Annotated in this window: 21 protein-coding genes; 7 read left to right on the forward strand and 14 right to left on the reverse strand. The window is 75.2% G+C overall.

The window, feature by feature from the left end; all coding sequences use genetic code 11:
* The 5 genes from BLT39_RS09335 to BLT39_RS09355 are packed head-to-tail and all read right to left on the reverse strand — an operon-like array spanning window position 1 to window position 4,301.
* Window positions 1–1,560, reverse strand: a complete 1,560-nt coding sequence (locus tag BLT39_RS09335) for an AtzH-like domain-containing protein (RefSeq protein WP_091062102.1) — start codon at window positions 1,558–1,560, stop codon at window positions 1–3.
* Window positions 1,557–1,994, reverse strand: a complete 438-nt coding sequence (locus BLT39_RS09340; RefSeq protein ID WP_091062104.1) for a cupin domain-containing protein — start codon at window positions 1,992–1,994, stop codon at window positions 1,557–1,559. Before BLT39_RS09340 ends, BLT39_RS09335 begins: the two co-directional genes overlap by 4 nt.
* The gene (locus BLT39_RS09345; RefSeq protein ID WP_091062106.1) at window positions 1,994–2,773 is read right to left on the reverse strand and encodes a cysteine hydrolase family protein; all 780 of its coding nucleotides are present in this window, start codon (window positions 2,771–2,773) and stop codon (window positions 1,994–1,996) included. Before BLT39_RS09345 ends, BLT39_RS09340 begins: the two co-directional genes overlap by 1 nt.
* Window positions 2,770–3,525 carry an SDR family NAD(P)-dependent oxidoreductase gene (locus BLT39_RS09350; RefSeq protein ID WP_242658279.1) on the reverse strand — a complete coding sequence of 252 codons (756 nt, stop codon included), beginning with the start codon at window positions 3,523–3,525 and terminating at the stop codon, window positions 2,770–2,772. Before BLT39_RS09350 ends, BLT39_RS09345 begins: the two co-directional genes overlap by 4 nt.
* Window positions 3,522–4,301 carry a creatininase family protein gene (locus BLT39_RS09355; protein WP_091062108.1) on the reverse strand — a complete coding sequence of 260 codons (780 nt, stop codon included), beginning with the start codon at window positions 4,299–4,301 and terminating at the stop codon, window positions 3,522–3,524. The genes BLT39_RS09350 and BLT39_RS09355 overlap by 4 nt, the downstream gene beginning before the upstream one ends.
* A 94-nt stretch (window positions 4,302–4,395) precedes the next feature.
* On the opposite strand from BLT39_RS09355, the gene BLT39_RS09360 reads away from it, so the two are divergent.
* Entirely contained in the window at window positions 4,396–5,685 is a 1,290-nt protein-coding gene (locus tag BLT39_RS09360; protein WP_207507805.1) for an amidohydrolase family protein, read from the forward strand.
* A gap of 197 nt (window positions 5,686–5,882) precedes the next feature.
* Here the strand turns inward: BLT39_RS09360 and BLT39_RS09365 are convergent, their stop codons facing one another.
* Window positions 5,883–6,866, reverse strand: coding sequence for an isopenicillin N synthase family dioxygenase (locus BLT39_RS09365; protein WP_131801449.1), 984 nt, complete (start codon window positions 6,864–6,866; stop codon window positions 5,883–5,885).
* 140 nt (window positions 6,867–7,006) lie between these two features.
* Here BLT39_RS09365 and BLT39_RS09370 point away from each other — a divergent pair, with 140 nt between their 5' ends.
* From BLT39_RS09370 to BLT39_RS09385, 4 genes are all read left to right on the forward strand, one after another.
* The gene (locus BLT39_RS09370) at window positions 7,007–8,566 is read left to right on the forward strand and encodes a phytoene desaturase family protein (RefSeq protein ID WP_091062110.1); all 1,560 of its coding nucleotides are present in this window, start codon (window positions 7,007–7,009) and stop codon (window positions 8,564–8,566) included.
* Between the two features lie 86 nt (window positions 8,567–8,652).
* Window positions 8,653–9,753 (forward strand): Rieske 2Fe-2S domain-containing protein, encoded by a 1,101-nt coding sequence (locus tag BLT39_RS09375; protein ID WP_091062111.1) that lies wholly within the window; start codon window positions 8,653–8,655, stop codon window positions 9,751–9,753.
* The gene (locus BLT39_RS09380; RefSeq protein ID WP_091062939.1) at window positions 9,753–11,117 is read left to right on the forward strand and encodes an amidohydrolase family protein; all 1,365 of its coding nucleotides are present in this window, start codon (window positions 9,753–9,755) and stop codon (window positions 11,115–11,117) included. The genes BLT39_RS09375 and BLT39_RS09380 overlap by 1 nt, the downstream gene beginning before the upstream one ends.
* On the forward strand, window positions 11,114–12,193 hold the full coding sequence (locus BLT39_RS09385) for an acetamidase/formamidase family protein (protein ID WP_091062113.1): 1,080 nt from the start codon (window positions 11,114–11,116) through the stop codon (window positions 12,191–12,193). The genes BLT39_RS09380 and BLT39_RS09385 overlap by 4 nt, the downstream gene beginning before the upstream one ends.
* Here the strand turns inward: BLT39_RS09385 and BLT39_RS09390 are convergent.
* The 8 genes from BLT39_RS09390 to BLT39_RS09425 form a co-directional block, all read right to left on the reverse strand.
* Complete coding sequence (locus BLT39_RS09390) at window positions 12,171–13,583, reverse strand: amidase family protein (RefSeq protein ID WP_091062115.1); 1,413 nt, start codon at window positions 13,581–13,583, stop codon at window positions 12,171–12,173. The two genes, BLT39_RS09385 and BLT39_RS09390, sit on opposite strands and share 23 nt — an antisense overlap.
* A complete protein-coding gene (locus BLT39_RS09395) occupies window positions 13,580–14,752 on the reverse strand; it encodes an LLM class flavin-dependent oxidoreductase (protein ID WP_091062117.1) in 1,173 nt (390 codons plus the stop codon). The genes BLT39_RS09390 and BLT39_RS09395 overlap by 4 nt, the downstream gene beginning before the upstream one ends.
* 103 nt (window positions 14,753–14,855) lie before the next feature.
* Window positions 14,856–16,031, reverse strand: coding sequence for a nitrate ABC transporter substrate-binding protein (locus tag BLT39_RS09400; RefSeq protein ID WP_091062118.1), 1,176 nt, complete (start codon window positions 16,029–16,031; stop codon window positions 14,856–14,858).
* Between the two features lie 122 nt (window positions 16,032–16,153).
* A complete protein-coding gene (locus BLT39_RS09405) occupies window positions 16,154–17,068 on the reverse strand; it encodes an ABC transporter permease (protein WP_242658280.1) in 915 nt (304 codons plus the stop codon).
* Entirely contained in the window at window positions 17,065–17,847 is a 783-nt protein-coding gene (locus BLT39_RS09410; protein ID WP_091062943.1) for an ABC transporter ATP-binding protein, read from the reverse strand. The genes BLT39_RS09405 and BLT39_RS09410 overlap by 4 nt, the downstream gene beginning before the upstream one ends.
* Window positions 17,848–17,994: 147 nt before the next feature.
* Window positions 17,995–19,230: an amidohydrolase family protein gene (locus tag BLT39_RS09415; protein WP_091062120.1), complete on the reverse strand. Its 1,236-nt coding sequence runs from the start codon at window positions 19,228–19,230 to the stop codon at window positions 17,995–17,997.
* A complete protein-coding gene (locus BLT39_RS09420) occupies window positions 19,227–20,225 on the reverse strand; it encodes a methylenetetrahydrofolate reductase C-terminal domain-containing protein (protein ID WP_091062122.1) in 999 nt (332 codons plus the stop codon). The genes BLT39_RS09415 and BLT39_RS09420 overlap by 4 nt, the downstream gene beginning before the upstream one ends.
* A 10-nt stretch (window positions 20,226–20,235) precedes the next feature.
* A complete protein-coding gene (locus BLT39_RS09425) occupies window positions 20,236–21,192 on the reverse strand; it encodes a PDR/VanB family oxidoreductase (protein ID WP_091062125.1) in 957 nt (318 codons plus the stop codon).
* 89 nt (window positions 21,193–21,281) lie between these two features.
* Between BLT39_RS09425 and BLT39_RS09430 the strand changes: the two genes are divergently transcribed.
* A complete protein-coding gene (locus BLT39_RS09430) occupies window positions 21,282–22,616 on the forward strand; it encodes an FAD-binding oxidoreductase (protein ID WP_091062127.1) in 1,335 nt (444 codons plus the stop codon).
* The gene (locus BLT39_RS09435; protein ID WP_091062130.1) at window positions 22,613–23,203 is read left to right on the forward strand and encodes a pyridoxine/pyridoxamine 5'-phosphate oxidase; all 591 of its coding nucleotides are present in this window, start codon (window positions 22,613–22,615) and stop codon (window positions 23,201–23,203) included. The genes BLT39_RS09430 and BLT39_RS09435 overlap by 4 nt, the downstream gene beginning before the upstream one ends.
* The last annotated feature ends 3 nt before the right edge of the window (window positions 23,204–23,206 follow it).

Raw genomic sequence — 23,206 nt, forward strand, 5'->3', positions numbered from 1 at the left:
CTACAGCGACCGGTCCCACCCGGCGAGCAGGCCGGTCAGCGCGGTGTCGGCGCCGGGCGCGCCGATGACCGCCACGCCCACCGGGTGGCCCTCCACCAGGCCGGCGGGGGCCACCGCCGAGGGCAGCCCGCCGAGCCCGGCCAGGCAGGTCAGCCGCAGGGTTGCCCCGCGCAGCGCGGCCTTCTCCGCGGCCGGGGCGACCACCGGCGGCGCCGTGGTGCTGGTGGCCGGGGCCAGGACGGCGACGCCCTCGCCGATCCGCTCCCGCAGCGCCGTCCGGGCCTCCCCCACCACGTCGGCGGCGTGGGCGGCCTCCCCGGCGGTGACCGTGGCGGCGTCGGCGAAGCGCTGCGCGATGCCCGGGCCCAGGGTGCCGCCGTGGGCGGTCACCCACTCCCCGTGCGCGGCCCACGCCTGCGCGCCCTGCGCGGTGCGGAACGCGGCGAACCACGTCTCGTGCTCCTCGCCCGCCATCAACCGCTCGCTGCGCACGGGCAACCCGGACGCCGCGGCCACCGCCCGGACCAGGTCGGCCACCGGCGGGGCCGCCAGCTCCAGCAGGTCCTCGGCGAGCACCAGCTCGGTGACCGGGGCGGACGGCGGCAGCAGCAGCTGCGCCGTCCGGTGCAGCAGGCCGGCGTCGCGGGTCAGCCAGCCCACGACGTCGAAGCCGGGGGCCAGCGGCGCGACGCCGTCCAGCGGCAGCGCGCCGTGGGTGGGCCGCAGGCCGTGCAGCCCGCACCAGGACGCCGGCACCCGGATCGACCCGGCGGTGTCGGTGCCCAGCCCCAGGTCGGCCAGGCCGCGGGCGACCGCGCTGGCCGGCCCGCTGGTGGAGCCGCCGACGGCCAGGCCGGCACCCCACGGGTTGGCCGGGCTGCCGGTGTGCACGTTGGTGCCGGAGATGCTGTAGGCCAGCTCGTCGGTGGTGGCGATGCCCCGCACGTGCGCGCCGGCCGCGAGCAGCGCGGCCAGCACCGGCGCGTGCGCGGGTTCGGTGCGGGCCAGCGCGAGCTTCGCCGGGTTGCCCGCCCCCACCCGCTGCCCGGCGACGGCGACCAGGTCCTTGACCGCGACCGACACCCCGTCGAGCGGCCCGCTGCCGGTGGGTGCCACCAGCGGGGACCCGAGCACCCGCCAGGTCGTCGGGTCCTCGACCGGGTCCAGCGGCTGCGGGCCCGAGCTGACGTGCGCGACCCGGACCTGCCACCCGGCCGGCCCGCGCTCCCAGACCTGGGTCTGCAGGCCGCGGGTGCCGTCGGGGCGCCGGGTCTCCGCGACCGCGGTCGCCAGGTCGGCCGTGTGCGCCACGACGTGCAGCGCGACGACGGTGCGGGCCGGGGCGCCCCCGCGCCCGCGGCGGTAGTCGCTGATCGCGGTGTGCGAGACCAGCACGCCGGCGGCGTCGGCCCGCAGGGTGTCCTCCCCCGGGGCGAACAGCGCGTCGAGCTCGGCCAGGTCGTCGGCGGCCAACGCCGCCTCGTACCGGGCGACGGCCGCCCGGACCTCCTCGACGACGGTCGACGCGGTGGTGGCTGCGGTGGTGGCTGCGCCGGTCACGCGGCGGTGAGGACGGCGCCCAGCACCGCGGCGTCGGCGTCGTCCAGGAAGGCCTCCGGGCCGGTGAGGATGAGGTCGGCGAAGCCGCCGTCGTTCTCCATCACGGTGATCGTGTACAGCCGTTCGGTCGCCGAGGTGTTGACGATGTGGTGCACCGACGTCGCCGGCAGCACGATGACGTCGCCCGGGCCGAGCTCGGTGACGTGCTCGTCGCTGTGCGCCCGGGCGGTGCCGCGCAGCACCACGAAGGTCTCGGTGGAGGCCTCGTGCGAGTTGTCCGGCTGCGAGCCGCCGGGCTCCCAGATCTCCAGCACCACCGTCGTGGAGGACCCGTCGGCCGGGCCGGACAGCACGGCCAGCCGCACCGTGCGGTTGTCACCGATGTAGTGCGGGGTGATGTCGGACAGCGACTTGACGACGGGGGCGGTGGCCATCAGGGCTCCTGGGTGTCGAGGCCGGCCCGCAGGTCGGCCGAGGTGGTGGTGAAGCCGAAGCACTGGCGCACGTTGTAGAGCGTCGCGTCGGTGCAGAAGCCCGGGGACGTGGTGCCGCACAGGTCCTCGACCAGGACGACGTCGTAGCCCAGGTTCGCCGCGTCGACGAGGGTGGCGTAGACGCACTGGTCGGTGTTCACCCCGGCGAACAGCAGGGTGTCCACCCGCAGGTTGCGCAGCACGGCGTCCAGCACGGTGCCGGGGAACCCGCTCATCCGGTGCTTGGCGACGTGCAGGTCACCGGGCTCGGGCACCAGTTCGTCGACCAGGCCGGCCGACCACGACCCCAGCTCGAGCACCCGGGAACCGCCGGGCAGCGGGTCGCCGATGCCGGTCGAGGCGCCGTCGGGGTCGTACACGTGCCGGACGCCGGGCGGCAGGTCGGCGCGGTCGGGCCGGTTGCCCCAGTTGAGCCAGACGACGGGGACGCCGGCGGCGCGCAGCCCCGGCAGCGCCGACGCCAGGGCCGCGATCGGCGCCGCGGCGCCGGAGACGTCCACGCCGATGGAGGCCAGCCAGCCGTCGGGGTGGCAGAAGTCGTTCTGCAGGTCCACGGCGACCAGCGCGGTGCGGGCCAGGTCGAGGGTCAGCCGCTGGGGCAGCGCGCCGATCTCCACGGGCCGCGGCTTGCGGACCGGGCGACGCAGGTCGACGTGGTCAGCGCTGAGGGTCCAGGTGTTGCGGGCCCAGGTGTTGCGGGTCCCGGTGTTGCGGGTCAATGCGTGACCATCCCGCCGGCCACGTTGATCGCCTCGCCGGTCAGGTAGTCCGAGTCCGCGCTGGCCAGGAAGAGCGCGGCGCGGGCGACGTCCTCGGGCTGGCCGAGCCGGCCCAGCGGCGACCTCGCCGACCAGCGGGCGACGTCGGCGTCGGTGCGGGTGCCGGCGCCCATCTCGGTCAGCACGTACCCGGGGCACAGGCAGGTGGCCGTGATGCCCAGCGGGCCCAGCTCCTCCGCGGCGGCCCGGGTCAGCCCGATGACCGCGGCCTTGGACGCGGCGTAGTGCGCCTGGCCCGCGCCCCCGGCCTTGCCGCCCATCGAGGCGGTGTTGACCACCTTGCCCACCACGTCGCCCGGGAAGGCCGGGGCCCGCTGCGCCACCATCGCGGTGACCGCGACCTGGGTGGTCACCAGCATCGCGCGGACGTTGACCGCGAAGACCTCGTCCCACTCGAAGGGCTCGATGTCCAGCAGCGGGGCGAAGCGCAGGATGCCGGCGTTGTTGACCAGCACGTCGACCCCGCCGAGCGCGTCGACGGCGGTCTGGGTGGCCGCGCGGGTGGCGGCGACGTCGGCCAGGTCGACCTCCACGGCGTGCCCGCCCACCTCGGCGGCGAGCTTGCCCGCCTCCTCGGCCAGCACGTCCAGCACCGCGACCGCGGCGCCCTCGGCGGCGAAGGTGCGCACCATCGCCGCGCCGATGCCGCGCGCGCCGCCGGTGACGACGACGCGCTTGCCGGCCAGCCTCACGCGCGCGGCCCGGGGTCGAACCGGGCGACCTCGGCGAAGGCCTCCCCCAGGTAGGTCAGCATCGCCTCGGCCTTCTCCTTGCCGTGCTCGGCGGTGGCGGTGCTGGCGTCGCCGATCACGCCGTCGGGGCCGAAGTCGTCCGAGGTCCAGCCGAAGCTGACCGACCCGCCGAAGCGCACGTGCCGGTACTCGGTCAGCTGCTCGGGCACCCAGCGCTGCGCCTGCTCCATGTCCACCAGCTCGGGGCGCAGGTGCAGCATCAGGGAGGTCTCCTCGTGCCCGCCGTGGATGCCCAGGCCGAGCTCGCTCTCCGGGCTCTTCCCGCCGTGGTCGGCCGGCAGCGAGGGGTGCATCGTGAAGGTGCGCAGGCCGTAGGCGATCCGCAGGTCGCGGGCGGCCACCTGCAGCAGCGCGGAGTTGCCGCCGTGCCCGTTGAGGAAGGCCAGCCGTCGGGCCGGGGTCTTGGTGATCGAGGACCCCAGGTCGTGCAGCACGCTCATCAGCGTCTGCGCCGAGAGCCAGAAGGTGCCGCAGCTCCAGTGGTGCTCGTTGCTCTTGGTGTAGGCCAGCGGCGGCAGCAGCCAGAGGTCCAGCTCCTCGCCGAACTCCGCGACCGCCCGCTCGGCCATGCTCTGCGCGGTGATCAGGTCGGTGGCGACCGGCAGGTGCGGGCCGTGCTGCTCGATCGCGCCGGTCGGCAGGACCAGCACCGAGTCCGGGCCGAGCGCGTCGGCGATGGCGGGGGCGGAGAGCTCGGTGAGCAGTCGGGCGGTCACGCCCGCGGACGCTAGGACCGGGTCGTTGCAGGGCGGTGACGGTCGCGTTCCAGCCGACACCTGCCCGGAACACACAGCTGCCAGGGTCGGTCCCGTGCTGGACGTGACCGGGGCCGTGGCCGTGCTGGGATCGACCGCCCGGGTGGTCGCCTGCGGGGACGACGGGCGGATCGGCGGGTTCACCGCCGCGGGGGGCGAGGTGCTGGACGCCACCGGCTGCGTGGTGACACCGGGCCTGGTCAACGCCCACCACCACCTGCTCCAGACCGCGTTCCGCACGCTGCCCGGCACCCGCGGCGTCCCGATGGCGCAGTGGCTGCCGACCATGGCCGCGGCGTACGGGGCGGTCGGCGTCGACCCCGAGCTGGCGCACGCCGCGGCGTCCGCCGGGTTGGCCGAGGCGCTGCTGTGCGGGGTGACCACGGTCGCCGACCACCACCTGACCTGGCCGGCGTCGACCGGCGACGGGGTGGGCATCGCCACGGCCGCGGCCACGGCGGCCCGCGAGCTGGGCGCGCGGCTGGTCTTCGTGCGCGGTTCGGCCCGGGACGACGCGGCCACCGCCGCCGCATCGGCGGACGCGATCGCCGCGGCGCTGGTGCCCCCTGGTGGGGTGACCGAGGACGGCGTGCTGCAGGTCGCCGTCGGCCCGGCCGGGGTGCACAGCGACGGCCCGGACACCTTCCGGCTCATGGCCGAGGTGGCCGCCGCGCGCGGTCTGCGCCGCCGGACCCAGGCCAACGAGCAGGTGGACGTCGACGTCGCGGCGCAGCGGTACGGACGCCGTCCGCTGGAGCTGCTGGAGGAGTGGGGCTGGCTGGCCCCCGACGTCACGCTGGCCCACCTGTGCGGGGTCACGGACGCGGAGATCGCGCGGCTGGCCGGTGCAGGGGTGACCGCGACGCACGCGCCGGGGTGCGACCTGCCGATGGGGTGGGGCATCGCACCGGTGGCCGCGCTGGCCGATGCCGGGGTGCCGGTGGGGCTGGGCACCAGCGGCGGCGGGTCCAACGACGCGGGCCACCTGCTGGCCGACGCCCGGCTGGCCATGCAGGTGGCGCCGCTGGTCGGGCGGGTCGTGCCCGCCGAGGAGGTGCTCGGGTTCGCCACCCGCGGGTCGGCCGACGGGCTGGGCCGGCCGGACCTGGGCCGGCTGGAGGTGGGCGCCCGGGCCGACCTGGTCTGCTGGGACGTCACCGGGGTGGCCGACGCCGGGGTGGCCGACCCGGTGGCGGGGCTGCTGTGGGGCTCCCCCGGCCGGCGCCCGAAGCACGTCGTGGTCGGCGGTCGGGTGGTCGTGCGGGACGGCCGGCTGGTCACCCGCGAGGAGACCGACGTCGCCACCGACCTGCGCCGCCTGCTCGCCTCCCGGTCGGCGCGCTGACGGCCCGGCCACTCCTTCTCCCCCGAGCTCGTGCCCTGCCCACCCCACGGGGGCAAGGGGCACCTGCCCACCCCACGTGGGCAGCGCGTCGTGACCTGCCCACGCAGCGGGGGCAGGCCACGACGTCGGCCGGGAGACCCCTCAGCGGCCCGGCCGCGGCGCGGCCGCGCCCGCCAGGTCCTCCCGCGTGTCCGGGGTCAGCCGACCGGCTCGGCGTAGCTGTTGACCAGCACGTACTCCTTCATGAACTGCTCCTGCCAGTCGTAGGCGGTGATCGGCAGGTAGCGGGCGCCCTCGGCGCCGACCATCGTCTCCACGGGGGCGACGACCTGGTCGATGTTGGGCAGGAAGAACATCGCGATCGACTGCCGCTGCGCCGACGTGTCCGGGCCGGCCACCACCCGGTGCACGGTGGCCGGGAAGCGTCCGTTGGTCCACCGCGACATCAGGTGCCCGATGTTGATCACGAAGGCGTCCTCCCGCAGGGGCACGGTGACCCACCCGGCCGCGGCGTCGCGCACCTGCAGGCCCTCGTAGCTGCCGCGCTGGTGCAGCACGGTCAACCCGCCGGAGTCCGCGTGCGGGTTCAGGATCACCTCCTCGTGGTAGTCGTCGTCCACCGGCTGCGGCGGGTAGAGGTTGACGCTGAAGAGCGTGACGTCCTTGCTGAACGGCTCGGCGAAGAAGTGCCGCGGCAGGCCCATGGCCAGGGCGAACAGCCCCATGAGCGTGCTCGCGAGCGACCGGGTCGCGGCGTCGTAGGCCTTCCAGGTGGTGCGGAAGCCGGGCAGCTGCTCGGGCCAGACGTTGGGCACGAAGTAGTCCGGGTGCCCACCCACCGCGTCGTCGGCCTCGGCGGCGGCCAGGTCGTCGTACTTCATGAACTGCAGGGCCCGGTTCAGCACGCGGCCGCGCTCGTCGATCTCCTCGAACAGCCCCCGCGAACTGGCCCGCGGCCGGACCAGGGCCCGCCGCTCCGCCTCGGGCATCTCGGCGATCCGGTCCATCGCGGCGTAGGCGGCGTCGACGACCGCGGGGTCGACGCGGTGGCCCACCACCTGCAGGAAACCGACCTCGGTCAGGGCGTGGCGCAGCTGCGCGACGCAGGCGGCCAGGGCCGCGGGGTCGTCGCCGAAGGCCGGGGACACGTCGACGACGGGGATGCTGGGGGTGCTGGACACGGGTGGCGTGCCTTCCTCGTACCCGGCGACAGGGTGGCCGCATCGGGGAGTGCGGCGATCCTCACCGCACCCGGTGGCCGCCGTCCAGAGCTGCACGCAGACGTAACCCAGACGTCACGCCGCCCCGGCACCGTGCCCGCATGGCGACGGTCGCGGTGGTCGGGGGCGGGCACAACGGCCTGGTCTGCGCGGCCTACCTCGCCCGCGCCGGCCACGACGTGACGGTGCTCGAGGCGGGTCCGGACACCGGCGGCTGCGCCGCGACGGTCGACGCGCTCGGCGCCCGGGTGAACATCTGCAACTGCGACCACACGATGGTCCGCACCACCGCGATCGCCGACGAGCTCGACCTCGCCGCGCACGGCCTGCGCTACCTCGACGTCGACCCGCAGGCCCTGCACGTGGGTTGGGACGACGCCGCCGGCCCCGCGTTCGTGCAGTTCAAGGATGTCGACCGCACGCTCGACGCGCTGGCCCGCACCCACCCCTCCCAGGTCGAGGGCTACCGCCGCTACCTGGCCGACGCCACCCCCGTCGCCCGGCTGCTCACCGAGCTCACCGCCACCCCGCCGACCCCGGGGCGGGTGGTCCGGAAGCTCGCCGACCGTCGGGTGACCGCCCTCCCCCGGCTGCTGGACTGGTCGCGCCGCAGCGTCGGCGACGTCCTCGGCAGGTACCTGACCGACCCCTTCCTGGTGGCCGGGGCCTTCACCACCGGCCCGGCCGTCTGGGGCGTCGCGCCGTCCACGCCCGGCACCGGCCTCGGCGCGGTCGGCATCGCGATGCGGCACCTGGTGGGCATCGGCCGGCCGGTGGGCGGGTCGGGCGCGCTGCCCACGGCGCTGCGGTCGGCGCTGGAGTCAGCCGGCGGCCGGGTCCGCACCGGGGCCCGGGTGAGCCGCGTGCTGGCGGAGGGTGCCGCGACGAGGGGGGTGCTGCTGGACACCGGCGAGGAGGTCCGCGCCGACGTCGTGGTCAGCTCGGTCGACCCGCGGACGACGGTCGTGGACTGGCTGGGCCCGCACCCCCCGGCCGGCGCCGGGTCGATGGTGGCCCGGTGGCGGGCGCGCACCACCCCCGACGGCTACGAGTCCAAGCTGGACGCCGTGGTGGGCGCCCTGCCGGTGTTCCCGCAGGTGCAGCGGCTGCAGGAGCTGGTCGGCCCGTTCGACCAGCACGCCTCCACGGTGACCATCGCCCCGGGCACCGCGGCGATCGAGCGCGCGCACGCCGCGCTGCGCCGCGGCGAGGTCGCCGCCCGGCCGATGGCGCTGGTCAACACGCCCTCGGCGCTGGACCCCACGATGCGGGTGGGTGCGGACCACGTGCTCTCGCTGGAGGTGCTCTGGACGCCGTACGCCCTGCCCGGCGGCTGGGCGGCGTCGGCCGAGCCGCGGCGCTGGCTGGACCTGCTGTCCGCGCAGGTCGGTGCCGGGTTCGCCGCCGGGGTGCGGCGGTGGCGGGTGGTGACCCCGGAGGACTACGAGCGCGACCTCGGCATGCCCCGCGGGTGGGCGCCGTCCTTCTCCGGCGGACCGCTGGCCGCGCTCGTGGGCCGCGACCGCGAGCTCACCCGCTACGCGACCCCGGTGCGCGGCCTGTACCTCACCGGCGCGGGCACCTTCCCCGGCGCCGGCGTGTGGGGCGCGGCGGGCCGCAACGCCGCCGCCGTCGTCCGAGCCGACCTGGAACGGGGCTGAAACCGGGCCGCAACGACCGCCCGGCAGCGTGCACCGCGGGGCCGCGCGAACGGCGCGAGCGGCCCGCGTCACCACCGGGAACCACCATGACCGCCCTGCAGGAGCCCCGCACCACCCGCCATGCCGGACCCGAGCACCTCGTGCTGTCCGAGCACCCCGTCTTCCGCCGCTTCTGGTACGCCGTGTGCGCCGTCGACGACGTGCGCACCGACGTCGAGCCCGGCCGGCGCGGCGCCGCCCCGCTGCACCGCACGGTGCTCGGCACCGACCTCGTCGTCTGGCGCCCCGACCCCACCGGCCCGGTCAGCGTCGCCCACGACCGGTGCGCCCACCGCGACGCCCCGCTGTCGATGGGCTGGGTCGCCGACTGCCACCTGGTCTGCCCGTACCACGGCTGGGAGTGGGACCGCGACGGCCTGACCCAGCGGATCCCGCAGTTCCCGGACTCCCCGCACCCCACCAAGTCGGGCCTGACGATGGTCCGCAGCACCGAGCGGTACGGCCTGGTCTGGGTCTGCCTGGCCACCGACGCCGAGGGCGGTCCGCTCGCCGACATCCCCGAGGTCGTGGAGTGGGACGACCCCGCCTGGCGGCAGGTGCCCGAGGGCTCGTGGGACTTCGACTGCACCGCGATGCACCTGGTCGAGAACAACATCGACCCCGGCCACGTGGCCTTCGTGCACATGAACAGCTTCGGCAACCCCGACAACCCCGAGCTCACCGACCAGAACGTGCAGCGCACCCCCTACGGGCTCATCACCTGGACCGACGTCCCGGTCGAGGGCCGCCCGGGCGAGGACGGCGCGACGGTGCGGCACACCTGGAGCCAGGTGCACCTGCCCTTCTTCATGCACCTGCTCATCCGCTACCCCGACGGCCTGGGCCACGTGATGCTCAAGGCCATCACCCCGGTCGACGACCGCCGCTGCACCATCCACCAGGTCGTGCTGCGCACCGACACCGAGGCCGACCGCCCGGCCGCCGACATCCGGGCCTTCGACCACCAGGTCGAGCTCGAGGACAAGGCGCTGCTGGACCGGCTGCCCGACGAGTTCCCGCTGGCCCAGCACCTCAACGCCCACGCCAAGGCGGACAAGAACAGCCTGCTGCTGCGCCGGATGTACACCGAGCTCGTCACCGGCGCCTGGATCCCGGCGCCGCACCCGACCACCGCCGTGGAAGCGTGATGACCACCCAGCTGCTCGTGCACGGCGCCACCCTGCTCACCGTCGACCCGGAGCGGCCCGACCCGTTCACGGGCTGGTTCGCCGTCGGGGACGACGGCCGGATCACCGCCGTCGAGCCCGGCGACCCCACGCCGGAGCAGGTCGCGGAGGCGGCCGAGGTCCTGGACGCGACCGGCACGATCATCGGGCCCGGCTTCGTCTCCGCGCACAGCCACCTGTTCACCTCGGGCAGCCGCGGCCTGGGCATGGACTCCACGCTGTACGGCTGGATCGAGGCGATGCTGCGCTACGTGCTGCCGGCCTGCCCGGAGGACATGTACTGGTGCACCCGGCACGGCGCCCAGGACTTCCTGCGCAACGGGATCACCACCGCCTACGACTTCACCGACGGCGGCCTGCAGTTCGACCCGGCGATCGCCAGCTTCGGCGACCGCATCCCGTCCCTGGACCGCCAGCACGCCCAGCTGCGGGCCAAGACCGATGCCGGGCTGCGCAGCCTGCACTCGGTGATGCTGGCCCAGGGGCACGTGCCCCGGGCCGAGGCGCTGGCCCACGTCGAGGACACCGTCAAGGCCGCCACGGACGCCGACCCCTCGCTGCTGCTGGGCGTGGCGGTCAGCGGGGCGGTGCAGTGGGCGCCGACCCCGGACACCGCCGCGCTGGAGACCGAGGTGATGCGCCGGTACGGGCTGGTCAACCAGGCGCACTTCCTGGAGACCGCCGAGATGCTGGACCTGCAGCGCTCGAAGTTCGCCTGGTACGCCGAGTCCGGGGCGTTGTCGCCGCAGCTGGTGTTCGGCCACTTCATCCAGACGACGCCGGAGATCATCGCGACCGCGGCGGCGGCCGGCTGCGCGATGAGCTGGCAGCCGATGAGCAACGGCCGCCTCGCCAGCGGGGTGGCGTCGATCCCGGAGATCCGGGCGGCCGGCATGCGGGTCGGCATGGGCCTGGACGACCAGTCCTGCACCGACGTCGCCGACCCGTGGAACAACATGCGCACGGGCATCGCGCTGCTGCGCGCGCAGTACAAGGACCCCACCGCCGCGCCCGTCGGGGACGTGCTGATGATGCACACCCGCGGCGGCGCGGAGGCCCTGGGCGTGGACGGCGACGTCGGCTCGCTGCGGGTCGGCCGGTACGCCGACTTCTGCGTGGTGGACCCCCGCCGTCCCGACACCGGGCCGGTCTGGGACGCCGTCGGCACCTACGTGCTGGCCTGCTCGCTGCGCAACCTGCGCTCGGTGTGGGTCGGCGGCGAGGCCGTGGCGCACGGCGCCGACCTGGTCGACCCGCAGGCCGGCGAGGTGGAGTCCCAGGTGCACGAGCGGCTGGCCCGGATCGCCGCCGACCTCGCCGCGTGAGGGTCCTGCAGCCGGGCACCGGCCCGGTGGTGGGCGACGTCCACCTGCCCGCGTCGCCCGAGCACGTGCTGTGGGGCCGGCTGCCGTGCGCGGCCGACGAGCCGGTGCTGGAGGTGGAACCGGGCACCGCGGTCACCTTCGACACGATCAGCCACGAGGGGATCCTGGAGGACCAGGGCCGCGACCCGGCGGCGTTCTTCAGCGCGCACGGGGTGACCGAGGTGCTCGCCGACGCCGTAGCGCTGGCCGCCAGCGAGCACCCGCACCGGTTCGGGGTGGACGGCCCGCACGTGGTGAGCCGGCCGGTCGCGGTCGCCGGCGCCCAGGTCGGGGACCTGCTGGCGATGACGCTGCTGGACGCGACCCCGCGGGTGCCCTACGGGGTCATCTCCAACCGCCACGGCAAGGGGGTGCTGGTCGGCGAGCACCCCCTGGGCGGGGCGCCGGTCTTCAGCGCGTTCGCCACCGTCAGCGAGGACGGCGGGCACGGCCTGCTCCCGCTGACCCCGGGTGCGCAGCCGACCGTGGCCTTCCCGCTGCGGCCCTTCCTCGGCGTGATGGGCGTGGCGGTGGCCGGGTCGCAGCGGCCGCACTCCGTGCCGCCGGGCCGGCACGGCGGGAACGTCGACATCGCACTGCTGACCGCGGGGTCCACGCTGTACCTGCCGGTGCAGGCCGACGGTGGGCTGGCCTACGTCGGCGACCCGCACTTCGCGCAGGGGGACGGCGAGGTGTCGCTGACCGCGATGGAGGCGAGCCTGCGGGCCACGGTGCGGCTGGACGTGGTGGCCCGGGAGGACGCCCTGGCCCGGTTCGGCGAGCTGGCCGGGCCGCTGGCGGAGACGGCGGAGTTCCTGGTGCCCACCGGGATGGACGAGGACCTCGACCTGGCCGTCGCCGACTGCGTGCGCGCCGCCGTCGCCCTGCTGCAGGCCCGGTTCGGCATGGACGCCTCGCTGGCCTACGCCTACCTGTCGGCGGCGACCGACTTCCGGATCAGCCAGGTGGTCGACGTGGTCAAGGGCGTGCACGCCACCATCCGCAAGGCCGACTTCACCAGCCGGGCGGGCGGCTGAAGGCGACGAGCCCGGCCTGCTCGGCGAGGCACGCGACCGCCAGCGGAGTGCGGTCCTCCAGGTAGGGCCCCAGCAGCTGCGCACCGACGGGCAGCCCGCTGACCTCGCCCGGCCCCAGCGGGACGACGGTGGCGGGCAGCCGGCCCAGGCTGGACAGCCGTGCCCAGTCGCAGACGCTGTCGATGGGCACCGCGCGCCCGTCGACCAGCACCGTCCCCGGCGCGGTCATGTCGGCGGTGTAGCTGGTGGCCACCCGGGAGACCGCGGGGCACAGCACGACGTCCACGCCGGTGAACGTCCGCGCCCACCGGGCGGTGGCGGCGCGCTGGGCCTCCAGGTCGCGCAGCGCCGCCCACACCGACTGGTGGTACCGCTCGTCGGCGGCGGCAAGGTCGTCGGCGTCGAACCCGTGCACGATCTCCGCCGACTGCAGCCGCAGGTACAGCGCCAGGTCGTCGGCCCCGCCCACCGGCGGGTCGGCCAGCTCGGCGACGTGGGCGCCGGCCCCGGCCAGGGCGTCGGCGAAGCCGCGGATGGCCGTCGTCACCTCGGGGTCGACCGGGGCGACGGGGTCGGTGAGCCACACGCCGACCCGCAGGCCGGTCAGCGAGGTGACCCGGGGCGGGGGCAGCCGCAGCTGCCAGCCCACGGCCTCGATCCCCTCCGCGCCGAGGAGCACCTCGCTGAAGGCCGCGGCGTCGGCGGCGGAGCGGGCGAACGGGCCGATCGCGCTCACCATCGGCTCCAGCAGGCCGCCGTCCGGCCACGGCAGGTTGCCCAGCTTGGACACCGCACCGTTGCTGGGCCGGTGGCCGAACAGGCCGCACCAGGCGGCCGGCACGCGCAGCGAGCCGGCCAGGTCGCTGCCCAGGTCGGCGACGCCAAGGCCGGCGGCGACCGCGGCCGAGGACCCGCCGCTGGAGCCGCCGCTGGAGCGGGTCGGGTCCCACGGGTTGACCGTCGCGCCGAAGAGCGCGTTCTCGCTGTGCATGCTGGCCAGCCACACCGGCACGTTGGTCTTGCCCAGCACCACGCAGCCGGCCTCCCGCAGCCGGCGCACGGCCGGCGCGTCCGCGGTGGCCACCCGCCGGTCGTCCGGGCGGCCGTGCGAGCTGGGCAGGCCGAGCGCGTCGACGGAGTCCTTGACCGTGATCGGCAGACCGGCCAGCGGGCCCAGCGGCCGGCCCGCCGCGCGGTCGGCGTCCAGGGCGCGGGCGGTGGCCAGCGCGCCGTCGGCGTCGACCGCGACGAGCGCGTTGACCGCCGCGCCCGGGCCGGCGATCCGGTCCAGGTGGGCCCGGGTGAGCTCCTCGGCCGACACGTCGCCGGCGGCGAGGGCCGCCAGCATGGTGGTGCCGTCGACCATCGTGTCCAGCGCGGTCGAGGTCACGACGGGCCGGTCATCGTCACGCCCAGACGCGGGGCGACGTCCTCGGCCATCCACGTCAGCTGCTCCTCGATGCTCTCCCGGGTGGTGCCGGGGCCGTCCACGGCGACCGAGATCGTCGTCATCCCGAGCTTGGTGCGGTACTCGTCGATGACCTCGGCGACGTCGTCGGCGGTGCCCACCGCCCAGATCCGCTGCCGCACCGACTCCTCCAGGGTGGGCGCGAAGTCGTGCGGCTTGGAGGTCCAGCCCTCGGGCAGGTCGTAGCTGTTGTAGCGGCCGTAGGGCGCCAGCAGCTTGACGACCTCCTCGTGGTTGGGCCGGGCGGCGGCCATGGCCTCCTCGCGGGTGCGGCCGATGCACACGTGCAGCACCAGCATCCGCTCCTCCCCCGGCGCCAGGGTGCGCCCGGCGGCCTCGGCGTGGGCTGCGTGCTCGGCCCAGCGACGGGCCATCGTGTCCGGCGACTGCCAGGCGTAGACGCCGGTGTGGCCGTGCTCGGCGACGTACCGGACCGTCGCCGGTGAGGTGCAGGCCTGGTAGACCTCCACCGGCCGCAGCACGTTCGGCACGAGGGTGAGGTCGGTGACCACGCCGCCGCGGTCGGGGATGCCGGCCGGCGGCAGGGTGAAGTGCTTGCCGGAGTAGGCGAACCGGTCGTTGGCCCAGGCCGTGCGGATGACCTCCATGGCCTCGGCGAAGACCTCGCGGTTGCGCTGCTCGGCGCCGGTGTCCATGCCGTTGTCGTTGCTCTCGATGCTGGCGCCGAGGGTCTCCATCTCGCGCGGCACGGTGCCCCGGCCGACGCCGAAGCGCATCCGGCCGCCGGTGAGCAGGTCGGCGGTGGCGAAGTCCTCGGCCAGCCGCAGCGGGTTCCACTGCGGGACGATGTTGAACATCTGGCCGTAGTTCATCCGCTGGGTGCGGGCCGCGCACCACAGGCCCAGCAGGATCTGGTTGCCGACGACCTCGTAGCCCTCGTGCTGGAAGTGGTGCTCGGTCCACCACATGGTGTCGTAGCCGAGCCGGTCCCCGGCCTCGGCGAGGGCGACGAAGTCCTCGTAGGCCGCGGCGACGTCCGCCCGGCCACAGCGCCGCTGCGTCGCCGGCGGGCCGTCGATCCCGGCGTCGAGCATCTCGACCGCGCCGAGCAGGTTGGTGTCGATCCGCATGCCGCCGATCCTCGGACCCGGACGTTTCCCCGACGTTCCGGTCGCGCAACGCACCGGCGCCCGCCACCCCGGGTGGGGTGACGGGCGCCGGGTGTGCGGTGGATCAGCTGGACGGGACCGCGATGGAGTCGTCGATGAACTCGTTGGTGACGAGGTCGTCGGCGGTCAGGCCGGACTTCGGCGGGGTGCCCTGCTCGGTGAAGATCGGCGTGGTCTGCTCGATCAGGGTGTCGACCCGGTCGGTGTCGAAGTTGCCGTGGGTGTCGTCGGGGCCGTTGCCCACCAGGCCGAGCTCCTTCTGGGTCTCGACCGAGTAGTCGGCGACGCCCTGGGAGTAGACCCAGCCGGTGTCGTACTGCTGCACCAGGTCCAGGATGATGTCGTTCACCCGCGAGGGGTCGGCGAGGTAGTCCACGTCGGCCTGCTGCATGAGCGGGACGAGCGCGGTGAGGCAGCCCGACATCGACTCCAGGTCACCGGAGCGCACCGAGATCGAGGACTGGTAGGGCTGGAAGCCGGCGTCGTAGACGAGCTGGTACTTCACGTCCTTGCCCCAGGCCTCGACCTCGTTCTTGTAGATGTAGGGCTCGGCGGAGGCGAAGCCCTGCTGGGCGACCTCGCCGGCGGCGGCCACGAACCCCGACGGGGTGCCGTCGTAGGACCCGTCGATCTGGTCGGTGTTGAGGATCCCCGCGCCGGTCAGGTAGGCCATGTAGGCCGAGCCCTCGAAGTACCGCACGGTGACGCCCTCGGTGCCCAGGTCGGCGATGGACTCCACGTCGGGGTAGGTCGAGGGGTCCCACATGATCATGGTGGGCGACTTCTCCAGCGGGGCCAGCACCGCGGTGGTGGGCTGGGTGTCCGAGAGCTGGATGGCCTCGTCGGTGGCGATGTAGCCCAGGTTGATGTCGGTGTCGGCGTACATCTGCGAGGTGACCGTCTGGAAGCCGATGGCCGGGCCGCCGGCACGGATCTCCAGGGTGACGCCGGTGGAGTCGCCGTTGCTGTCGATGAGCGTGCCCTTCACCGACTTGCTGCCGGCGTCGACCACGTAGTCGTCACCCAGGGACTCGTAGAGGCCACCGTGCTCGGCCTCGGGGTTCCAGTCGGTCTGCACCACGATGTTGCTGGGGCAGCCGGCGGCGGCCAGGTCGTTGCTGCCGACCTCGCCGGAGGGACCGGCGGCGGCCGAGCCACCGTCGTCGCTGCCGCAGGCGGACAGCGTCAGCGCCAGCACGGCGGTGGCCGCGAGGGCCGTCGTGGAACGGGTGATGCGCACACGTGCTCCTGGGGATGGGTCGGGCCGGCACCTCGGGTTCGGGGTGACGGTGACCGGGGCGGACGGCGACGGACGCCCCGGGTGGTGCGGTCTGGGAGAGGGGGCTGCGCTGAGGGACGGGCTCAGCGGTCGCGGGACTGGTCGTACCAGCTGCCGACGACGAGCTTGGACAGCCAGCCGAAGAGGAAGAACACCGCGAAGCCCAGCGCGGCGGTGACCACGATGGTGAAGAACAGCGGGGCGCCCTGCAGGCGGGAGCTGAAGTTCGACAGCAGGATGCCCAGGCCGGGCTCGCCCTGCTTGAAGAACAGGTCGCCGACGATCGCACCGACCACCGAGAGGCCGGCGGAGATGCGGAACCCGGCGAAGATGGCCGGCAGGGCCGCGGGCAGCTGCAGCTTCAGCAGCCGGGTGAGGCGGCTGGCCTTGTGCAGGGTGAACAGCTCGTGGTGCCCGCGGTCCACCGACTGGATGCCGAACAGGGTGTTCGACACGATCGGGAACAGCGCGATCATCACGCAGACGATGACCCGCGACGGGAAGCCGAAGCCGAACCAGAACCCGATCAGCGGCACCAGGGCCAGGATCGGGATGCACTGCAGCGCGACGGCGTAGGGGTACAGCGAGCTCTCGACGGCCTTGCTCTGGCTCATCGCGATCGCCCACAGCATGCCGATCACGATCGCGATCGCCAGGCCGGTGAAGGTGACCACGATGGAGCGCCCCAGGGCCGGCCACACCTTCTCGGTGATGGTGGGGTCCAGCAGCGCGTCGGTGATCAGCGTGTGCGGGGCCGGCATGAGGAACCGCCGGCCCGGGTCCAGCACGAGGTAGGTGATGGCGTACCAGACCCCGATGAGGGCGGCGAACACGACGACCGGCAGGGCCAGGTTCATCGCCCTGCGGCCGCGGCGGCGCCGGACGACGGGCGCCGGGGTCGTGCCGGTGGCGACCGCCTCGGCGGTCGGGCTCTCCAGGGTGGAGGTCACGGCGGTCTCCTCGGAGGGGGTGGTCTGACCGGGCAGGGTGGCGGTCACGAGTGGCCCTCGCGCAGCGCGTGGGAGACCTCGCCGGCGAGCTTGGCGAACTCGGGGGTGAACCGGAGCTCCGGTGTGCGGTCCGGGCCGAAGGGCACCTGGAAGGACTCCACGATGTGCCCCGGCCGCCCGCTCATGACCAGCACGCGGGTCGACATGTAGACCGCCTCGGACACCGAGTGCGTGATGAACAGCGCCCCGAAGCCCTTGGTCACGAACAGCCGGATCAGCTCGTCGTTGAGGCGCTCGCGGGTGATCTCGTCCAGCGCGCCGAAGGGCTCGTCGAAGAGGAACAGGTCCGGGTCGAGGGTGAGCGAGCGGGCCAGCGAGGCGCGCATCTTCATGCCGCCGGACAGCGCCCGGGGCAGCTTCTTCTCGTGGCCCCGCAGCCCGACCAGCTCGATGGCGTCCAGGGCGGCCTGGTTGGTGGCAGTCTTGCTCATGCCGTGCAGCTCGGCGAGCAGCTCGACGTTCTTCTTGACGCTGCGCCAGGGCAGCAGGGTGGCGTCCTGGAAGACGTAGCCGATGCGCTGCGCGTCGACCCGGGCGGTGCCGGCGCTGGCGGCGTCCAGGCCCGAGGCGATCCGCAGCAGGGTGGACTTGCCGCAGCCGGACGGGCCGACGACGGTGACGAACTCACCGCGGTCGATGGTCAGGTGCACGCCCTCGAGCGCGACGGTGCCGTCGGGGAACTGGCGGGCCACGTCCGTGAACTCCAGGACCCGGGTGGCGGGGGCCGTCGTCGCGGTGGACGGGGCGGCGGGCGCAGGTGCGCTCACGGTCACCTCCGGTGCGTTCTGCGGGGGCACCGGTCCGCGCGGTGGGACCGGTCCCGTCGCCCGGTGGCTCTCCCGGGCGACGCAGTCACGATGGGCGCGGTCTGTTTCGCCTGCGTCTCCCGTCGGTGAACGCGACCGACTGCTTGGTCACGACTGGGCCACGACCCTCCCCGGGAACACCCGCTGCACCTGCGTGCTCGCGACCACCCGTCCGCGGGAGACCACGACGCGGTCGGTGCCGGCCCCGGCGACCGCGGCGTCCAGGCTCTCGGCGCGCACAGCCAGGAACTCCGCGACCGACCCGGGGACGGCGGTGGGCACGGGCAGGCCCATGCAGCGGCGGGCACCGGCGCTCACGGCGTCCCAGGCCTCCCGGGTGGACAGGTGCCCGGAGGTGACCAGCAGCGACGCCGCCTCGCACGCGTCGGCCCGGCCCATCGGGTTGAACGGGTCGCGCAGGTTGTCCCCGCCGGCGCCGAGCACGGCGCCGGCGTCCAGCAGCGCCCGGACGGCGGTCAGCCCCCGCGGGGTGGCCACGGTGGACTCCCGGCCCTGCAGGTACAGGTTGGTCTGCGGCAGCGCGACGACGCCGACGCCGGCGGCGGCCACCTCGGCGGAGGTGGCCCGGGCGACCTCGAGCGGGTGCACGCCGAGGGAGACGCAGTGGCTGGCGGTGGCGCCGTGGCCGAAGCCGGTGGCCCGCACCCGCTGGGCCAGGTGCAGCAGGCCCTGCGCGGTCGGGTCCAGCGTCTCGTCGGTGTGCAGGTCCAGCGGCAGGCCGCGGCGCTGCGCGACGTCGAAGGAGAGGTCCAGACCGGCGGTGCGGTCGGGCCACATGTGCGGCGCGCCGCCCACGAGGTCGACGCCCAGGTCGACCGCCTCCTCCAGCAGCCGGCCGTTGTCCCGGGCGTCCTCCGGGGTCCACGGCGCGCTGCACAGGGCCACCACCTGGACGTCGACCAGGCCGGCGAGGGCGTCGCGGACCTCCAGCAGCGCGCGGACGTGCCGGAGGCCGGTGTGCGCGCCCAGGTCGGCGTGGGTGCGGATCGCGGTGGTGCCGTTGGCCAGGTACTCGTGCGCGGCGCGGGTGGCCCGGTCGACCAGGTCGGCGTGGGTGAAACCGGCCGAGATGGCCCGGATCGCCTCGATCGCGCCGGCCAGGTCGCCGGTGCGGTTGGGTGCCCGGTGGCTGGTGAGCGCCTTGTCCAGGTGGGCGTGCGGCTCGGCCGGGGCGGGCAGCAGGTGGAACCCGGCGAGCTCGCGCACCTCGTCGTCCGGCGCGGGGGCCAGCACCGGGGCGACGTCGGCGACGGTGCCGTCGGCGCAGCGGACGTCGACGACGTCGCCGTCGACGGTGGTGACCGAGCGCAGCAGCAGGCTCATCCGAGGGCTCTCCCGATCTCCGCGAGGGCCGCGGCGGTGGTGGGTTCGGTGCCGGGTGCGGCGACCCCGGACAGGTCGACCCCGCGCACCCCGGGGACGGCGAGGTAGGCCTCCGCCAGCTCGACGGCCGCGGCGACCCCGGCGCGGCGGGGGTCGCGGGCGGACTCGATGGCGGCCAGGTAGCCGGCGGGCAGCCGCAGCCCGGTGAAGCGGCGCAGCTCGGCGACCGAGCCGGGATCGGTGGCCACCGCGACGCAGGCGACGAAGGGCACGTCGGCGCCCGCGTCGGTGGCCGCGGCGACGAAGTCGGCCAGCTCGGCCGGGCCGCCGGCGTGGTCGACGAAGCAGACCTCGGCGCCGGCCCGCACCTTCTCCACCAGCCGTTGCGGGCGGCGGTCGGCGGGCGGGCCGTGCGGGGTCTCCCCCACCGAGACCAGCAGGCCGGCGGCGCGGGAAGCGGCGGCCAGCTGCGTGGAGTCCAGGTCGAAGACCGGCTGGGCGTCGGGCCGGTCGCCGGTGGCGGTGTGGTCGCCGGTCACGCAGTGCACCGCGCCGACGCCGAGGTCGGCCAGCGCGGCCAGCTCGCCCTCCAGCGCGACCCGGTTGCGGTCCCGGCAGTTCAGCCCCTGCCAGACGGGGACGCCGCGGGACTGCACCAGCGCGGCCCGGTAGGCCGGCGGGAACTGCACCCGGGCGGCCGCGTGGTCGCCCAGCAGGACGGCGTCCACCCGGCCGGCGACCAGGTCGGTGCAGCGCTCCAGCGACCCGCGGGACAGCGCGACGGCGGGCAGGTCGGCGACCACCACGGGCCGCTGCCGCATGAGGGCGAGCAGGCGCGGCTCGGGTCCGGGACGGCTCTCCCGCTCACGGGGCCAACGCACCGTGGGCAGCGGCAGGAAGGCGCACGGGTCGGGGGCGACCTCGCAGCTGCCGTCCTCGGCCACCCCGCCGCACGGCCCGTAGGTCATCGCCTTCGGGCAGGCGGGGGCGCTCACCGGGACGCGGTCACAGGTCGAGCACCAGCCGGGGGCCGGCGGCGCGGGACACGCAGACCATCATCGCGGTGCCGTCGGCCTGCTCGCCGGGGCTGAGCACGGAGTCGCGGTGCTCGACCTCGCCCTCCAGCACCGGCGTCTCGCAGGTGCCGCAGGTGCCCACCCGGCAGGAGGACAGCACATCGACCCCCTCGGCGGCCAGGGCGTCGAGCACCGAGGTGCCGGGCTCGACGACGACGGTCGTGCCGGTGAGCGCCAGCTCCACCTCGAAGGGGTCCGGCCACACGGGGGCACCGAACTCCTTGGCCTCGAACCGCTCCACGTGCAGGGTGCCCGCCCAACCCGCGGCGGCGGCCTCGAGCGCGTCGAGCAGCTTCGCCGGCCCGCAGGCGTAGACGGCGGTGGCCGCGTCGACGTCCAGCGCCGCCACGTCGAGCCGGTCGCCCTCGTCGCCGACGTGCAGCCGCACCCGGCCGGGGTGGGCGGCGGCCAGCTCGGCGGCGAAGGCCATCCGCGCCCGCGAGCGGCCGGCGTACTCCAGGGTCCACTCCGCCCCGGCCGCGTCGGCGGCGGCGAGCATCGCGCGCAGCGGGGTGATGCCGATGCCACCGGCCACGAAGACGTACCGGGTGCCGGGGGTGACCTCGAACGGGAAGTGGTTGCGCGGCCCGCGCACCCGCAGCCGCTGGCCCACCTCGACCTCGTCGTGCAGCGCCCGCGACCCTCCCCCGCCGTCGGCCTCGCGCAGCACCGCGACCCGCCAGGTGGCCCGGTCGCCGACGTCCCCGCACAGCGAGTACTGCCGCTCCAGACCCGGGCGCACGAGGAGGTCCAGGTGCGAGCCGGGCGTCCACGCGGGCAGGTCGCGACCGTTGTGGGAGACCAGGTCCAGGCCCAGCACGCCGTCGGCGAGCGGGGTGCGACCGGCCACCACCAGGTCGCGTTCGACGTCGGAGAAGAAGCTCACCGGCCGATCCTGCACACGTCGGGCCCGCCGGGTGCAGATGACGCAGAAGGGTCACACGGATGTAACCGCGGTGCGGTTCCGTCCACGGCGTGACGACGACGGCCGCCCCCACCGCCCTGTCCCAGCTGGAGACCGAGCTCGCCGCGCTGCTCGGCGAGCGCAACGTCAGCAGCGAGCTGCGGGTGCGCGAGCGGGTGTCGGTCGACGGGGCGCGGATGAGCCCGATCATCAGCGAGCTGCTGCCCCTGGGGGTCGCCGACCTGGTCGCCTTCCCCACCACCGCCGAGCTCGCCGCCCAGGCGGTGGCCGCCGCCGTCCGGCTGGGCGTGCCGGTCACCCCGCGCGGCAAGGGCACCGGCAACTACGGCCAGGGCATCCCGATGGCCGGCGGCCTGGTGCTGGACCTCTCCCGCGCCCGCGCGGTCGTGGAGGTCACCGACGGCCTGCTCACCGCCGAGGCGGGGACGCCGATGGTGACCTGCGAGCGGGCCGCGCAGGCCACCGGGCAGCAGCTGTGGATGTACCCGTCCACCGTGCAGAGCTCGCTCGGCGGGTTCCTGGCCGGCGGGTCGGGTGGCACCGGCAGCATCGTGCACGGCACCAACGACGCCGGCTTCGTCGCCGCGCTGGACGTCGTGCACGCCGACGGCTCCGGCGACCTGGTGCACGTCGAGGGCGAGGAGGCGCAGGCCTACGTGCACAACTACGGGACGGCGGGGGTCATCGCCCGCGCCACCGTGCGGTTGGAGCCGCTGCAGGAGTGGGTGGGCTTCTACGCCAGCTGCGACGACTTCCGCACCGCGCAGGCCGTGATGGTCGCCCTGGGGGAGCTGGAGCCCACGCCCCGGCTGGTCTCCGCCGACACCCCCGAGATCACCGCGGCGCTGCCCGAGGACCCCGCCTTCCCGGCCGGGCGGGCCAGCGTGCGCGGCATCCTGGAGGCCTCCACCGTCGAGGCCGCCCGCGCGGTCGTGGCGGCCGCGGGCGGGCGGGTCGAGGACGTGCGCGAGGGCCCGCAGGTGCCGCTGAGCCTGAGCGTGCTCAGCTACAACCACCCCATCGAGTGGCTGCAGAAGAGCGCCCCGGGCGTGTACTTCCACCTCGAGGTCGGCGGCCAGGCGCTGGTCGACCGGGTCGACGAGGTGCACCAGGTGTTCGAGGGCGCGCTGCTGCACAACGAGGTCGGCCACTCCGGTCCGATCGGCATGCTGGCCGGGGTCTACCGCAGCCCGGAGCAGGTGCGCGAGGGCATCGCCGCGCTGGAGGCCCTCGGCGTGGGCGTGCACGACCCGCACCAGTGGAACGTGGACTTCCAGCTGGCCCGCACGGTCGAGACCGCCCGGCGCACCGACCCCCGCGGCCTGCTCAACCCGGGCAAGCTGAACCCCGACTACGGCGGGCCCACCAAGGGCGCCGTGCGGTGATCGACCTGCAGGCCGACGCCGACCCCGGCGACGACCCGTGGGTGCTGGTCGCCGACTGGCTGCCCGCCGACGACGACCCCGAGCGGCCCCAGGCGGTGCTGGCCACCGCGGGCACCGACGGCTACCCCGACGCGCGCACCGTGCTGGTCAGCGCGGCCGACCGCACCGGGTTCGCGTTCCACACCCACCGGTCCAGCCGCAAGGTCACCGAGATCGCCGTCCTCCCCCGGGCGGCGCTGGTGCTCACCTGGCCCGGGTTCACCCGCCAGCTGGTCGTGCGGGGCGACGCCGTCCCCGACACCGAGGCGTCCGCGGCGCGGGTGTGGGCGGCCCGGTCGGACCACCTGCGGCGGCTGGCCTGGCTCAACGACGACGACCTGGCCGCGCGCGACCGCGCCGGCCGGGTGGCGGGCTGGGCCGCCGACGTGCGCACCGACGGCGGGTCGCCGCCGGCGCCGTCCTGGGTCGGGTTCCGGGTGGCCCCCGTGGAGCTGACGTTCTGGGCCGGCGGGGCGGACACCGCCAGCCGCCGGCTGCAGTACCGCCGCGGCCAGGCGGGCTGGACCCGCCGCTGGCTGGCCGGCTGAGCA

This window comes from Klenkia brasiliensis (assembly GCF_900100695.1).
Lineage (GTDB): Bacteria > Actinomycetota > Actinomycetes > Mycobacteriales > Geodermatophilaceae > Klenkia > Klenkia brasiliensis.

Coding starts and splice junctions, on each gene's coding strand:
- BLT39_RS09340 (WP_091062104.1), bottom strand. CDS start 1,994: ATGGCCACCGCCCCCGTCGTCAAGTCGCTGTCCGACATCACCCCGCAC.
- BLT39_RS09370 (WP_091062110.1), top strand. CDS start 7,007: ATGGCGACGGTCGCGGTGGTCGGGGGCGGGCACAACGGCCTGGTCTGC.
- BLT39_RS09375 (WP_091062111.1), top strand. CDS start 8,653: ATGACCGCCCTGCAGGAGCCCCGCACCACCCGCCATGCCGGACCCGAG.
- BLT39_RS09380 (WP_091062939.1), top strand. CDS start 9,753: ATGACCACCCAGCTGCTCGTGCACGGCGCCACCCTGCTCACCGTCGAC.
- BLT39_RS09395 (WP_091062117.1), bottom strand. CDS start 14,752: ATGCGGATCGACACCAACCTGCTCGGCGCGGTCGAGATGCTCGACGCC.
- BLT39_RS09415 (WP_091062120.1), bottom strand. CDS start 19,230: ATGAGCCTGCTGCTGCGCTCGGTCACCACCGTCGACGGCGACGTCGTC.